The 13,992-nt window shown below is 69.5% G+C and carries 15 protein-coding genes; 5 read left to right on the top strand and 10 right to left on the bottom strand.

Going from position 1 to position 13,992, the window contains the following annotated elements; all coding sequences use genetic code 11:
- Positions 1 to 24: 24 nt before the first annotated feature.
- Complete coding sequence (locus ACRXBZ_RS27665) at positions 25 to 267, top strand: hypothetical protein (protein ID WP_433881575.1); 243 nt, start codon at positions 25 to 27, stop codon at positions 265 to 267.
- Here the strand turns inward: ACRXBZ_RS27665 and ACRXBZ_RS27660 are convergent.
- The 8 genes from ACRXBZ_RS27660 to ACRXBZ_RS27625 form a co-directional block, all read right to left on the bottom strand.
- Positions 225 to 2,582 (bottom strand): ComEC/Rec2 family competence protein, encoded by a 2,358-nt coding sequence (locus ACRXBZ_RS27660; RefSeq protein ID WP_433881574.1) that lies wholly within the window; start codon positions 2,580 to 2,582, stop codon positions 225 to 227. The two genes, ACRXBZ_RS27665 and ACRXBZ_RS27660, sit on opposite strands and share 43 nt — an antisense overlap.
- Complete coding sequence (locus ACRXBZ_RS27655) at positions 2,579 to 3,364, bottom strand: ComEA family DNA-binding protein (protein WP_433881573.1); 786 nt, start codon at positions 3,362 to 3,364, stop codon at positions 2,579 to 2,581. The genes ACRXBZ_RS27660 and ACRXBZ_RS27655 overlap by 4 nt, the downstream gene beginning before the upstream one ends.
- Before the next feature lie 123 nt (positions 3,365 to 3,487).
- Positions 3,488 to 4,348: a DegV family protein gene (locus ACRXBZ_RS27650; protein WP_433881572.1), complete on the bottom strand. Its 861-nt coding sequence runs from the start codon at positions 4,346 to 4,348 to the stop codon at positions 3,488 to 3,490.
- A gap of 34 nt (positions 4,349 to 4,382) precedes the next feature.
- Positions 4,383 to 5,003 carry a histidine phosphatase family protein gene (locus ACRXBZ_RS27645; protein ID WP_433881571.1) on the bottom strand — a complete coding sequence of 207 codons (621 nt, stop codon included), beginning with the start codon at positions 5,001 to 5,003 and terminating at the stop codon, positions 4,383 to 4,385.
- Entirely contained in the window at positions 5,000 to 5,398 is a 399-nt protein-coding gene (rsfS, locus tag ACRXBZ_RS27640) for a ribosome silencing factor (protein ID WP_168587005.1), read from the bottom strand. The genes ACRXBZ_RS27645 and rsfS overlap by 4 nt, the downstream gene beginning before the upstream one ends.
- A gap of 643 nt (positions 5,399 to 6,041) precedes the next feature.
- The gene (gene nadD, locus ACRXBZ_RS27635; RefSeq protein WP_168587004.1) at positions 6,042 to 6,662 is read right to left on the bottom strand and encodes a nicotinate-nucleotide adenylyltransferase; all 621 of its coding nucleotides are present in this window, start codon (positions 6,660 to 6,662) and stop codon (positions 6,042 to 6,044) included.
- 308 nt (positions 6,663 to 6,970) lie between these two features.
- Entirely contained in the window at positions 6,971 to 7,192 is a 222-nt protein-coding gene (locus tag ACRXBZ_RS27630; protein WP_433881570.1) for a ferredoxin, read from the bottom strand.
- Positions 7,193 to 7,579: 387 nt separating this feature from the next.
- Positions 7,580 to 8,899: a glutamate-5-semialdehyde dehydrogenase gene (locus ACRXBZ_RS27625; protein ID WP_433881569.1), complete on the bottom strand. Its 1,320-nt coding sequence runs from the start codon at positions 8,897 to 8,899 to the stop codon at positions 7,580 to 7,582.
- Positions 8,900 to 9,019: 120 nt separating this feature from the next.
- Between ACRXBZ_RS27625 and ACRXBZ_RS27620 the strand changes: the two genes are divergently transcribed.
- Both ACRXBZ_RS27620 and ACRXBZ_RS27615 read left to right on the top strand, forming a co-directional pair.
- Entirely contained in the window at positions 9,020 to 11,140 is a 2,121-nt protein-coding gene (locus ACRXBZ_RS27620; protein ID WP_433881568.1) for a RecQ family ATP-dependent DNA helicase, read from the top strand.
- Positions 11,137 to 11,508: a winged helix-turn-helix transcriptional regulator gene (locus ACRXBZ_RS27615; RefSeq protein WP_433881567.1), complete on the top strand. Its 372-nt coding sequence runs from the start codon at positions 11,137 to 11,139 to the stop codon at positions 11,506 to 11,508. Before ACRXBZ_RS27620 ends, ACRXBZ_RS27615 begins: the two co-directional genes overlap by 4 nt.
- Before the next feature lie 61 nt (positions 11,509 to 11,569).
- Here ACRXBZ_RS27615 and ACRXBZ_RS27610 read toward each other — a convergent pair whose 3' ends face one another.
- Together ACRXBZ_RS27610 and ACRXBZ_RS27605 are read right to left on the bottom strand one after the other, a co-directional pair.
- A complete protein-coding gene (locus tag ACRXBZ_RS27610; RefSeq protein WP_433881566.1) occupies positions 11,570 to 11,860 on the bottom strand; it encodes a Scr1 family TA system antitoxin-like transcriptional regulator in 291 nt (96 codons plus the stop codon).
- A 2-nt stretch (positions 11,861 to 11,862) separates the two neighbouring features.
- Complete coding sequence (locus tag ACRXBZ_RS27605; protein WP_433881565.1) at positions 11,863 to 12,108, bottom strand: helix-turn-helix domain-containing protein; 246 nt, start codon at positions 12,106 to 12,108, stop codon at positions 11,863 to 11,865.
- Positions 12,109 to 12,333: 225 nt separating this feature from the next.
- Between ACRXBZ_RS27605 and ACRXBZ_RS27600 the strand changes: the two genes are divergently transcribed.
- Together ACRXBZ_RS27600 and ACRXBZ_RS27595 are read left to right on the top strand one after the other, a co-directional pair.
- Positions 12,334 to 12,573, top strand: a complete 240-nt coding sequence (locus tag ACRXBZ_RS27600; protein ID WP_433881564.1) for an HC3 family zinc finger protein — start codon at positions 12,334 to 12,336, stop codon at positions 12,571 to 12,573.
- Between the two features lie 120 nt (positions 12,574 to 12,693).
- Complete coding sequence (locus ACRXBZ_RS27595) at positions 12,694 to 13,968, top strand: MFS transporter (RefSeq protein WP_433881563.1); 1,275 nt, start codon at positions 12,694 to 12,696, stop codon at positions 13,966 to 13,968.
- Positions 13,969 to 13,992 lie beyond the last annotated feature (24 nt).

The following is a 13,992-nucleotide window of genomic DNA, read 5'->3' as shown; positions in this document are numbered from 1 at the left end:
AAGCCCCCGCCCGAGGATTCTCAGGTGGGGCTGGACATCGTGCGCAAGTCCGGCGGCGCCATCGACGACGTCAGCGACGACGAGGTCCGCGAGGGCATCCGGTTGAGGCGCTGGGGCTCTGAACCCCACCCGACTCGAGACGCGCGGCGTCACCGCACGACGGTGACGCCGCGCCTTCGTCTACAAAGGACTTCCTCGAAGGCGCCCGGCACGCCGCTGCCGTCCTACGACTCGCCCGCGCGCAATGGGCCTCCCCTGGCGACATAGCGGGGCCCCTGCGGGCCGGGCAGGATGGCGATGTCTCCTTCCTGGTCGGTGCGCAGCACTTTCGTGCCCGCACGAGTCAGGTCGTCGACGACGAACGGGCTCGGGTGACCGTAGGTGTTACCGTCTCCCACACTGATCACAGCTAGTCGCGGACGCACTGATCGCAGGAAAAGCGGTGTGGTGTAACGGGATCCGTGGTGCGGCACCTTGAGCACCTCGGCTCGCAGATCCGCACCGGACGACATGAGCCGCCCCTGACCGGGCAGTTCGACGTCACCGGTGAGCAAGACCCGCCCGGCCGGTGTGGTCGCGAGCAGCACGATCGACGCGTCGTTGGCGTCGTCGGCCGTCTGCGCGCGGGCCAGCACCGGATCTGGGCCGAGCACGTCGAGGACCAGTCCCGGCCAGACCACCCGCTGCCCGGACAGCAGCGGCACGACAGGAACCCGGTGTGCGCGGGCATCTCTGGTCACGTCGTCCATCGCCCACGCCGGTTCTCGCAGCGGGCCGATTGCGACCGCGCCAACGGGGACCTTGCCCATCAGCGCGGCGAGTCCGCTGACGTGGTCGGCATGCAGGTGGGTGAGCACCGCCAGCGCTACCCGGCGAATGCCCAGCCGCTGCAGGCATTCCGCGGCCCGCTGCGGATCCGGTCCGGTGTCGACCACCACGGCCTCGTCCGGGCCACCGGTGGCCAGCACCAGCCCGTCGCCCTGACCGACGTCGCAGGCCACCATGCTCCAACCCGGCACCGGCCAGCCCGGCAACATCGTGCGCACTGGCACCAGCACCAGCACCAGCGCCGCGAGCAGCACCATGACCGCAACCGCCCAGCGAATCCGCTTGCCGCGCAGAGCGACCAGCCCGACCACCACGAGCGCCGCCAGCAACAACCCGCCGACGGTGCCGGATGGCCAGTCGAACGCCGCGCCGGGAACCGCCGCCGCCCGGTCCGCGACCAGGATGATCCACTCCAGCTCCGGCGCCGCCAGCCAGCCGAGCACACCGGCCAGCCAGGTCGAAACCGGCGCGGCCACGGTGGCCAGCACGCCGAACACCGTCGCCGGCGCGACAACAGGCCCGGCCAGCATGTTCGCCGGTACCGCCACCAGGCTGACCTCGCCGGAAATGGCCGCGATCAGCGGAGCCGTGACGACGTGCGCCGCCAGCGGAACGGCGATCGCTTCCGCTAATCCAATGGGCACTCCTCTCCTCCGCAATGCCGACGACCACACCGGTGCCAACACCACCAGTCCGGCGGTGGCCGCCACCGACAGCGCGAATCCCGCGCTCATCGCCAGGTCGGGCAGGATCAGCAGCAAACCGATCACGCTCGCGGACAGCACCGGCAACGCCGACCGCTGCCTGCCAAGCACCAACGCCAGCAGCGTGATCGCACCCATCACCGCCGCGCGCAGCACGCTCGGTTCCTGCCCCGCCAGGACGACGAAACCGACGAGCGCCGCGCCCGCGCCGCCGGCCGACATGACCGGCCCCGCGCCGACCAGGTGCAGTAGCACGAGCACCGCGCCGCACACGATCGCGAGATTGGCCCCCGAAACCGCCGTCAGGTGAGACAGACCGGCCGTCTCGAAGTTCTGCTCCACCTCCGGTGGCAGTCTCCCGGTGTCGCCGACCACCAACCCCGGCAGCAGTCCCGCCGCGGCCGGGCTGAGCACGTCGGCCGACACCCGCCGCAGGCCCTCCCGCAGGTCTTCCGCGACGCGCTGCCAGCCCGGAGCCGCCCCGACATCGGCCGGTTGGCCGAACACCTGGAGCGCGGCGACCGTGAGCTCGCCCGCACGCGGCGGGGAGAGCTTTCCCGTCGCGGTCACCTGTTGCCCGGCAATGAGATCCCGCCATCCTGCAGTCGGCACCAGCAGCACCATCGCTCCGCCCGCCCGCACTCGACGCCCGGCGAGCTCACCGGACTGCAGCTCCGCGCGAACCAACGACCTGTCCGCCGCTCGTCGGGCGCCGAACGCCGCGCCGCGCAACGGCCTTGGCGCGCTGGTCAACACGACCCGCAGTGTTGCCCGCTCGCCGTGCTCGGTTGCCAGTCGCACCGGGTGGTGCTCGACGCCGTAGGCGCGCACCGCAATTCCGGTCGCGGCAACGCCCGCCAGCAGCAGGACCGCGAGGGTGCCCCTGGCAGCCGGCCTGGTCGGCGCCGCCCTCCACACCAGTGGCGCGGCCAACGAGCAGAGCAACGCCAAGACCGCGGCCGGAAACCAGCCCACCAGCAATCCGGTCAACGTCACGGCCCAGACCGCGAGTGCGGTCGGCACCAGGCGCAGGTCGAGTCTTGCGATCACACCCGCACCACTTCCCGCAGCCGGGCGAACCGGGATTCGCCGATGCCGCCGACTTCACGCAGCTGCTCCACCGAGTCGAACCGGCCGTGTTCCGCCCGCCACTGCACGATCCGCTTGGCGGTGACCTCGCCGATGCCGGGTAGTTCATCGAGTTGATCCTCCGTTGCGGTGTTCAGGTCGACCTTGCCGTCGCCTCCGGGCTGGCCGGACGACGCCTGCGGTGGCGGCGGCACGGCGACGTAGAGCTGTTCGCCGTCGACCACCCGGCGGGCCAGGTTGAGACCTGTTAGATCGGTGCCGGGTAGCGGGCCACCGGCCGCCGCGACGGCGTCGGCCACCCGAGCGCCCGGCGACACGGTGACCAGCCCCGGGCGAGTCACCCGGCCGACGACGCTGACGACGAGTTCTGGTGGCGCCGCGGTCGTGACCGGTGGCGGTGGCGGCAAGATGGGCGGCGGCACGGGTTCGGCGGCCGGCTGGTTCGCCCACGCCCCGACCACCACACCCACCAGGACCACCAACGCCACCAGGGCGAGCGCGAGCACACCGATCCGACCGGGGTCCGCTCTGGACTTCAGCAGGGATTCGGGAAGCCATCTCTCCGCCAGTCGCCGCCAAGGCGAACCGGATCCGGTATCCGGCGGCGTCACCGAGTAGTTCGGGCCGGCGCGCTCCGCCGGCTCGTCGAAGGACGCATGTCGCCGCAGGGTTTGCAGCCTGCTCCTCGGGTCGAGCTCCTCGGATTCGCCTGTACTGGAATGAAAACTCCGCGTCACAAACATGAGATCGACGGTAGGGGAGACGAAACACGTTGCGCAGCTTTATTTTTCGTCGCTCAGAGCACAGTGGAGGAAATCGCCCCCAGATTCAGCTCGAAGGTGTGGAATCCGCCCACCGAAAGGTTTTCAAGCTCCTGAACGCCACCCGTTCGGGAGCACCACGACACCCACCGCTCCGGGCCCGATGTGCGCACCGATGACCGCGCCGACCTCCGAAACGACGCAGTCGGCGGACTCCCCGAGTTCGGCCCGGATCCGTCCGGCGAGCCGCTCGGCTCGCTCCGGCGCGGCCAGGTGGTGCACCGCGATCGCGGCGGCGCCGGAACCCGCTGCCCCCAACGAAATGTCCAACAACCGAGCCATGGCCCGAGTGGTCGTGCGCACCTTCTCCAACGCGTCGATGCGCCCGTCATGAACGTGCAGCAGCGGCTTTATCGCCAACGCCGTCCCCAAGACCGCGGCGGCGGTTCCGATCCGGCCACCACGCCGCAGGTATTCCAAGGTCTGCACGGAGAACAAAGTCGTCGTGCGCTCGGCCGTCGAAACCGCGGCGCGCTCCACCTCGGCCAACCCTGCTCCCGACTTCGCCGCCTCGGCCGCCGCGAGCACCGAAAAACCCAGCCCCATGGCCGCAGATCGGGAATCCACGACCCGGACCCGCTCCGGATCCACCTCGCGCGCGGCCAGCCGCGCCGCATCCCAGGTGCCTGACAGCTGCCGGGACAGGTGGACCGCGACCACGCCGTCCGCGCCGCAGTCCAGCGCGTCCTGATACGCCTGCGCTAATTCCTGCGGCGTCGCGCCCGCGGTGGTGACCCGGTGCTTGCGGTCGAAGGCACGCGCGAGATCACCAGGACCGAAAACGGGTTCGTCGACCGCGGCGGCGCCATCAACGCTGACGTGCAACGGAACGGTCCGCACCGCGTACCGCTCGGCGTATCCCGCCGGCAGGTACGCCGTCGAGTCGGTGACGACTGCAATTGGCACGCCGCAACCCTACGATGTCGCGGTCGGAATGCGATCAGCCCTCGACCGGTACCCCGGCGTTATAAGCCATCAACCGCCAGCGGTGATCGCCGTTGCTCCGCCGCTTCAGCACAACCCAGTGGCAGTTGCTGATGCCGCCCAGCCCCGGCCACAGGTCCAGCGGCAGACCGACCAGCTTCGCCGTCAGCGCGGTGATCAACCCCCCGTGCGCGCACAGCAACGCGGTAGCGTGGTGCTGGGATTCGAGCTCCTCGACGACCTCCAGCGCGCGCTCGGCGACCTCGACGCGGGCCTCGCCGCCCGGTGGCGCCCACGTCGGATCCGCCCGCCACGTGCCCATCGCTCCAGGCCAGCCGTGCTCGACCTCCGCGCCGCTGAGCCCCTGCCACTCCCCCAGGTGCGTCTCGCGCAACCGCTTGTCCAACCGCACCGAAGCCCCGCTGACCTCGGCGAACGCCGCTGCGGTGGTGCGCGCACGGTTCAGGTCGGAGCTGATGGCAGTGTCCGGGACGAACCGGGCGATCGCCGGCGCCGTGCGCCGCGCCTGCTCCTGGCCGGTCTCGGTGAGCGCGCTGTCGAGGTGTCCTTGGAGACGGCCGGCGGCGTTGTAGTCGGTCTCGCCGTGCCGCCAGAGGACTAACCGGTCCAGGCTCACGATTCGGCGTCCGGCGAGTCGGCCTCGGCGGGCGCGTTCTGGTCCTCGAACTCGATTCGCGGGCAGTCCTTCCACAGCCGTTCCAGCTGGTAGAACGCGCGCTCCTCGGAGTGCTGGACGTGCACCACCACGTCGACGAAGTCGAGCAGGACCCACCGGCCCTCACGCGCACCCTCCCGGCGCACCGGCTTGGTCCCGGCGGCGCGCAGCTTCTCCTCGACCGCATCGACGATCGCCTCGACCTGCCGTTCGTTGGGCGCCGAAGCGATCAGGAAGCAGTCTGTGATGACCAGCTGCTCGGAGACATCCAGCAGGACCACATCGGTGGCCTTCTTGTCCGCCGCGGCCTGCGCCGCGATCAGAGCCAGCCGGCGGGCGTTCTCGGTGGCTGCCACGTCACTCCTCTCGGGTGGGTCCGGTGTGCCCCACGCCGGATAGAGGATAGCCAGCCCGCCTCGCACCAGGCCGAACCCGCCTCCACGTCCCTGGAGCCGCAGCCGCCCCAGGTGTCCTCGGGTTCGCCAGTGGTGTTCCCGCATGGGCGCCGCGCGGAGACCGAATCGCCCCTGGCCTTGCCCCCACCACGGTCCTTCACCCAGCGGTGGAACACGCAGGTCGCGCGACAGGGTTACTGACAGTTCCGGATCCTGTGTCAATGTGTGACAGAGCGTGGTGTAGTGTGTTGCTTGCTGACCGAGCGAAAGCCAAGCCCGGTCAGCGGTTTTTCCTGCGGCGGCAGGTGAAACACGTCAGGTACCGCGAGTTGCGTGGGAACCGGCCGCAAGGCCAAACGCACGTGGAGACCGTGTCAGACCAGCGTTCGTGCTGGCAGTGGTCGAGGAAGCGTGAAGGCCACCAGTCTTCCTGATGGTCAACGCAGGTGGCGCAAGTCATCTGCTCACGGAACGTTTTGACACGTTTCGTGAACGGTAAGAGGAGCACCGGCCATCCCGGCGGCGTTCGACGCCGTCTTGACCACGCCCACGGTCACCGGCGGCCTAACGATCTGCTTCCGACCGCGACGAGGTGCGGGGCGCGTCAGGAACCGGACGGGCCCCACTCCGCGCCGGATTCCTCCCGGTAGAGGCCTCGCTTCGTGATGTACTGCACGATTCCGTCCGGGACCAGGTACCAGACCGGCAGGCCCGCCCGGACCCTGTCCCGGCAGCCGGTGGAGGAAATCGCCATCGCCGGGATCTCCACCAGCGACACCGCCCCGGCGGGCAGGTGGGCCCCGTTGAGCGAGTAGCCGGGCCGCGTCACGCCGATAAAGTGCGCCAGGTCGAACAGCTCGTCGACCCGGTGCCAGGACAGGATCTGCTCCAGCGCGTCGGCCCCGGTGATGAAGTAGAGCTCCGCGTCCGGGTACTGCTGGTGCAGGTCGGTGAGGGTGTCGGCGGTGTAGGTCGGACCGCTGCGGTCGATATCGACACGGCTGACCAAGAACCGCGGGTTGGACGCGGTGGCGATCACCGTCATCAGGTAGCGGTCCTCGGCGGGGCTGACCACCTCGTGACTCTTCTGCCACGGCTGGCCGGTGGGCACGAAGACGACCTGTTCCAGGCCGAACTGGGCCTGCACCTCGCTGGCTGCCACCAGGTGCCCGTGATGAATGGGATCGAAGGTGCCACCCATGACCCCGATCCTGCGACGAGACATAGCTGACAAGCCTAGAAAGCCGACGGCCCGCGTCGATCGGCGGGGCGTGCGTCGCGCGTCACGGCGGCCGTGGCCCCCAGCCCACACTCCCCTATGAGCTGGGCCCCAGGCCACTATGAGCTGGGCCCCAAGCCGCGCCGACCGTGGAGCCCGACCCACGCTCCCCCCTGAGCCGGGCCCCACGGCCCTGCGCAACCCTCGGCGGCTGGGGGCCTACCTCAGGTCGCGGGCGCTGCCATTTCTCAGGCGCGCACCGGTGTGACTCGCGCACCCGGGAAACCATGACGCGACTTCGAAAGTGGGCTGCGTCACTCTGCTGGGGCGATCGCCGCGCCGGTTTCGGCGTCCTTGACCAGGATCGCCTCCACTGGGCACGACTCCGCCGCGTCGACCACCTCGTCGGCCGGCTCCACCGTCGCGTTCTTGGCGCAGGAGTAGCCGTCCACCAGCTCGAAGTGGTCCGGCGCTACACCGGCGCACATGCCGGAACCGATGCAGGTGTCCGCGTCGATCTCGATCGACCAGCTCATTCGCCACCTCTTCCAGTTATGCGCGAGTTGACGTCCTCCGGACGGCTGATAACTAAAGCCGCCGGATTCCAACCAGCAACGTTAGTTGGCGGTCCCCATCACTGAGGTTCCTGGTTCCTGCTTCGCGGACCCGCCCAACGGCTGGAGGTCTCCACAGGCTGTCACCGCTTGAAGCACGTCAGCTTCTTTCCGTCCAGCGGCGAGAATGTTGCGGGCCGCGCTCACGTCCGCGTGCCCGGAATGTCCGCAGGTGGTGCACCGGTGCATCGGCCCCACCGTTTCCCGACCCGTTCGCGGCCGGTGCCGTCGGAACAACGCCGACGCGGCCTGCAACAGCGCTACCTTGTGGCGGCCGAGTCACTCTTGCGGCGCGGCGCCTGGGGCAAGTCAGCTCCCCGGGCAGGAACCGGTGTTCGGCGGGGCGGAGCCCGGCCGCACGTGCCCGTCGCCGAAGGCCAGCCACTTCGTTGAGGTCAGCTCTGGCAGCCCCATCGGGCCGCGGGCGTGCAGCTTCTGGGTGGAGATGCCGATCTCCGCGCCCATCCCGAACTCGGCGCCGTCGGTGAACGCGGTGGAGGCGTTGACCATCACCGCAGCCGCGTCCACCTGCACCGTGAACTGCCGGGCTGCGCGGACGTCGCTGGTCACGATGGCTTCGGTGTGCCCGGAGCCGTGGGATCGGATGTGCTCGACCGCGCCGGGCAGCGAATCCACTACCGCTGCCGCGATGTCCAGCGACAAGAACTCGGTGTCCCAGTCCTCATCGGTCGCGGGAACCACGTTGGAGCCCCCGACCTCGACGACTCGCTCATCGCCGTGCACGGTCACGCCCACGCCGTGCAGCTCGGCGAGCGCACGGGGCAGGAACTCCGCCGCGATGTCCTTGTGCACCAACACCGTTTCCGCCGCATTGCACACGCTGGGGCGCCGGGCCTTGGAGTTGAGCAGGATGCGCAGCGCGGTGTCGACGTCAGCGCTCGCGTCGACGTACACGTGGCAGTTGCCGACGCCGGTCTCGATGGCCGGCACCGTGGCGTTCTCCACGACTGCCGAGATCAGCCCCGCGCCGCCGCGCGGGATCACCACGTCGACCAACCCGCGCGCGGTGATCAAGTGCTGCACGGACGCCCGGTCGTGGCACGGCAGGAGCTGCACGGCGTCGGCCGGCAGGCCCTGCTCGCGGACCACGTCGGCGAGGATCGCCACAAGCGCGGTGTTGGAGTGCTCCGCCGAGGACGAACCCCGCAGCAGCACAGCGTTGCCGGCCTTCAGCGTCAGCCCCGCCGCATCCACCGTGACGTTGGGGCGCCCCTCGTAGACGATCCCGACCACGCCGAGCGGTACCCGGACCTGCTGCAACTGCAACCCGTTGGGCAGCACGCCGCCGCGCACCACCTCACCGACCGGGTCCGGCAGACCGGCGACCGTGCGCAGCCCGTCGGCCATCGCGGCGATGCGCTCGGTGCTCAGGCTCAGCCGGTCGATCAGGCTTTCCGGCATCCCCGACTCGCGGCCCGCGGCAACATCCCGGTCGTTGGCGGCGAGGATCTCCGGCGCGCGCTGCACCAGCGCGTGGGCCATCGCGTGCAGCAACGCGTCCTTGTCGCCACGGGTGGCCTGCGCCAGCTCCGCCGCCGCCCGCTTGGCCCGCCGTGCCGCGTCGCGGACCTGCTCCCGCAGCTCGTCTCCGGACACCTGGTCTGTCATCGTGGACTCGGTGGTGGTCACCTGCCCAGACTAGTCCGTTCGGCCCGCGCCCCGACATCGGATTTCACGCCCGGTCACCCCGGACGTGGCACGTCGCGGGCATCCGGTAGGAATCGGGTCGTGGACGAAAACGCGCTGCGCGAACTCGCCGACGACCGACTCCGCGCGCTGGCCGGCCCCGACGCCGCGCTGCGCGAGGACCAGTGGAGCGCGATCCGCGCACTGGTGCTGGAGCGTCGTCGAGCGCTCGTGGTGCAGCGCACCGGCTGGGGCAAGTCCGCCGTCTACTTCATCGCCACCGCGCTGCTGCGCGAACTCGGCGAAGGCCCGACCGTGATCGTTTCGCCGCTGCTCGCGCTGATGCGCAACCAGGTCGATGCGGCCGCGGCGGCCGGCGTGCGCGCCGCGACGATCAACTCCGCGAACCCAGACGAGTGGGCCGACATCGAGGAGGAGGTCGCCGCCGGCGAGGTCGACGTGCTGCTGGTCAGCCCGGAACGGCTGAACAACCCCGACTTCCGGGACACGATCCTGCCGGAGCTCACCCAAGCCGCGGGCCTGCTCGTGGTCGATGAGGCGCACTGCATCTCCGACTGGGGCCACGACTTCCGCCCGGACTACCGTCGGCTGCGGACGCTGCTCACCGAGCTGCCCGAGGGCGTCCCGGTGCTCGCGACCACGGCCACCGCGAACGACCGCGTCGTGCAGGACGTCGCCGACCAGCTCGGGGTGGGCGGCGAGTTCACCGATCCGCAGGAAACGCTGGTCCTGCGCGGCAGCCTGGACCGGGAGAGCCTGCGACTGGGCGTGGTCCGGTTGCCTACGGCGCAGGCCCGGCTGGGCTGGCTGGCGAGCCACCTGAAGGAACTGCCCGGCTCGGGGATCATCTACACGCTCACGGTGGCGGCGACCGACGAGATCGCGGCCTACCTGCGCGAGCAGGGCTACGAGGTGGCGTCCTATTCGGGCCGCACCGATCCCGCCGAGCGGCAGCAGGCCGAGGCCGACCTGCTGGCGAACAGGGTCAAGTCGCTGGTGGCCACCTCAGCGCTGGGCATGGGTTTCGACAAGCCCGACCTCGGATTCGTCGTTCACCTCGGCGCGCCGTCCTCGCCGATCGCCTACTACCAGCAGATCGGGCGCGCCGGGCGTGGTGTGCAGCGGGCCGAGGTGCTGCTGCTGCCCGGCCCGGAGGACCGCGACATCTGGAGCTACTTCGCGTCGCTGGCCTTCCCACCGGAACCGACGGTGCGCGCGGTTCTCGATGCGTTGGCGCAGCAGGAACGCATGTCGACGGCCGCGCTCGAACCGTACGTCGAGCTCGGGCGCACCCGGTTGGAGATGGTGCTGAAGGTGCTGGACGTCGACGGGGCCGTCCGCCGGGTGAAGGGCGGCTGGGAGGCCACCGGCGCGCCGTGGCACTACGACGCCAAGCGCTACGAGCGCATCGCCGCGGAGCGGAGGTCCGAGCAGCAGGCGATGCTCGACTACCTCGGGACGTCGTCTTGCCGCATGGAATTCCTGCGGCGGCAACTCGACGATCCGGCGGCCGAGCCCTGCGGACGCTGCGACAACTGCACCGGCTCCGGCTATTCCGGCGACGTCGACGACCAGGCCGTGCAGCAGGCGGAGGAGCGACTGCGGCGACCCGGCGTGGAGGTTTCGCCCCGCAAGATGTGGCCGAGTGGCATGGATGCGCTCGGCATCCCGGTCTCCGGCAAGCTGCCCGCCGGCCAGCAGGCCACCACGGGCCGGGCGATCGGGCGGCTCACCGACATCGGCTGGGGCAACCGGCTGCGGGAACTGCTCGCCACCGGCGCGCCCGACCAGGAACTGCCGGACGACCTGTTCCAGGCCGGAATCAAGGTGCTGGCCGCGTGGGACTGGGCGCGACGGCCGGTGGGCGTGGTCGCGCTCGGTTCGCGGACGCGTCCGCGGCTGGTGCGCAGCCTCGCTGAGCGGATCGCCACGATCGGGCGGTTGCCGCTGCTCGGCGAGGTGCTGACGAACCCGAACACGACGCCCCGGCGTGCCACGAACAGTGCCCAGCGGGTGGCGTCGCTTTGGCAGCAGTTCAAGGTGCCCGAGGACCTCGCCGCCAAGCTGTCCACGCTGGACGGACCGGTGATGCTGATGGACGACTACTCCGACACCGGCTGGACCATCACGGTCGCCAGCCGCCTGCTCCGCCAAGCGGGCGCCCCGGCAGTCCTGCCGTTCACCCTCGCCACCACTTCGTGACCGGCCTCGAAACCAAGCCACAGCTCAGGACCCGTGACCGGCTCGAGACCCTGATCGCGGCCGGCGTGCTGACCCGGGAGGACTCGGGCGGGAACCCGGAGTACCTGCTCACCGAGGGTGGGCGGGCGCTGTGGCCCACGATCTTCGCCCTGTCCAAATGGGGCGAGCGGTACACGAGCGGACCACACCCTTCCCGGATCTTCAGCCACACGGCATGCGACACCGACATCGACGACTTCGGGCGATGCCGTGCGTGTGGGCAGATCCCGGCCCCGACGACCTCGTCGTCCGCCCTGGTCCCGGCACCAACGCGATGCACCGCAGCGATCGAGTCGCCCGCGCCCTTGAGAACCCCCACCGGATGCTGACCCCGATCACCACTGCGGTCGCCCCTGGCGCTGAGTAAGCCTGCTGCGCGGACGCGGCGAATCACCAAGGACTAACCACAGTGGACACAGCCGCCTGGACTGTCTCATTCGGTCCACATCGTCGGCTACCGTCCCATCGCACGCAGAATTCGTTGCCTTCGGCGGATGCGTGCTGGGCTTGGCCGCTGGGGTTCGGGGCTTGGTTTTTCCAGGGATGGCGGTGATTTTCGGGGTGGCTACGGGCGAGCCGGAGTTGGGTGTGGTCTGCCAGTTCCGTCACCTTACGGAGCTGTCCGGCCATGACCGCGCGCCCGCCGATCCGCTCCCGGAGCGCATGCTCGCTGATGATCACCGTCAGCCGCGGGCCATCTCGACGAGTCGATCACGTTGGGTAGCCGAAACGCCCAGAGCGGTCATGAAGGCGGCCACCACTTCCAGCGGCGGGACAGACTTCCCCGTTTCGTACCGCATCAGCCTGACTTGATCGGTGTCGGGCTCCTGTGCCAGTGCGCGCAGCCTCTTGCCGACCTCTTCCCTGGCTTCGCGCAGCTCAGCCCCGAGCGCGCGGGCCTTCGGCGTGCCACCAGTGGTACGGGTCATGAAACATTGCGAAACAGAATTCGGGTCATGGTAACAACTACCTGTTCAGGTAATTGGCCATCCGTTTCAGTACCACCAAAATGGTACGCGCGACGACGACCACCCCAGGAGCACCGCACCCCGGTGTCCGATACCGTGCTCCCGTCGGCGTCGTCCCGGAACCGGCTGCCGGACGCTACACGCGGCGGACGCCTCAAGTCGAGTTGGAACAGACGGTGATCATGCATGCCACACCCGTTTCGCTGGCAACCGGGCAACGGACAGCGACATGCCACGCTGAAACCTCGGCCCCGCGGCGGATTTCCGGTCAACTCGCAGGTCGAGACGTTGTGCGGCAAGCAGATCACCGTGGACAACTCCGACATCGCGTGGCTGTGGACGACCTGCCCCGAGTGCAACAAGACCGCGCACGAGTTGGCCGGTGCCCCCATCGCTCCCTGTAGTCCACGTCCTCCCACTAGGTGAATTCGGACCTTCCGCACGGGCAACGCAGACCGTACTGTGTCGTCACCCGTACGAAGCCCGGAGGACAACAGCACACCTCCGGCGCGCACGGGCGTCCTGCCACGACACTGGAAGGATGCGATGACGCAAGCGACGACGGCAGAGGAATCCCGACTACCCCTTCGCACATTGGTCGCCGCCAGCATCGGCAACGCGGTCGAGTGGTACGACTGGACCATCTATACCGCCTTCAGCGTCTACTTCGCCGCTTCGTTCTTCCCCGGCGAACTCGCGCTGATCAACACACTCGCCACGTTCGCGCTGGCGTTCTTCTTCCGCCCGCTTGGCGGCTGGCTGCTCGGCCGGTTCGCCGACCTCCGGGGCCGCAAGACGGCGATGCTGCTGACCATCTCGCTGATGGCAGGCGGCTCGCTGATCATCGGATTGCTGCCGACCTTCCAGACGATCGGCTGGGCTGCGTCGATCCTGCTGATCCTGGCGCGGGTCGGGCAGGGACTCTCGCTGGGCGGCGAGGTTTCCAACGCGTCGGCCTACCTGGCGGAGATCGCGCCACCGGCCAAACGAGGCCGCTACTCGGCCTTCTTCTACATCTCGACCGGTTCCGCGCTGCTGGTCGCCTCGCTGCTCGGCTACGCGCTGACCGGGCTGCTTTCCGAGGACCAGCTCACCGACTACGGCTGGCGGATCCCGTTCCTGATCGGCGGTGCGCTCGGGGTGCTCGGCATCTGGCTGCGCCGCACCCTCGAGGAGACCGAGCAGTTCGAGGACAACCGCGCCAAGGCCAAGGCGCTGAAGAATCCACTGTGGATGACGCTGAAGCACCACCCCAAGGCGGTCGGCCAACTCGTCGGTTTCAGCATGCTGTCCACGTTGTGCTACTACACGTTCTTCAGCGCGCTGACCCCGTTCGCAGTGAAGAACCGCCACGCCGACGCCACCGACGTGTTCCTAGCGCTGTCGATCGCCACCGCGTTGTTCATCGTGCTGCAGTACCCGATGGGCGCGCTGTCGGACCGAATCGGCCGGAGGCCGCAGCTGCTGGTCTGGTCGGCGGCGACCGCGGTCCTGATCGTTCCACTGTCCACATTGGTCGGCACCGGACTGGGCGGGCTGCTGGTGGTGTTCTGCGTCGGAGTCGCCTTGTACACGGCGATGACCTCGATCGCGCCGGCGATCATGTCCGAGCTGTTCCCCACCGAACTGCGCGGCCTGGGCATCGGCGCCTGGTACAACCTCACCGTCGCGATCTTCGGCGGCACGGCGCCGCTGGTGATCCAGGCGCTCGCCCGCTACGAGCTGTCAACGATGTTCTTCTGGTACATCGCCATCGGCGCGGCGGTCGCGTTCTTCGTGATCCGCACCCTCCCCGAAACCAAAGGCACCGAACTCCGCTGACCCCGACGGCCTGTGAGTGGAGGG

Origin of the sequence: Saccharopolyspora hattusasensis, assembly GCF_050972075.1 — a bacterium.
GTDB classification, from domain to species: domain Bacteria; phylum Actinomycetota; class Actinomycetes; order Mycobacteriales; family Pseudonocardiaceae; genus Saccharopolyspora; species Saccharopolyspora hattusasensis.
This window is presented reverse-complemented; position numbering and strand designations above follow the sequence as displayed.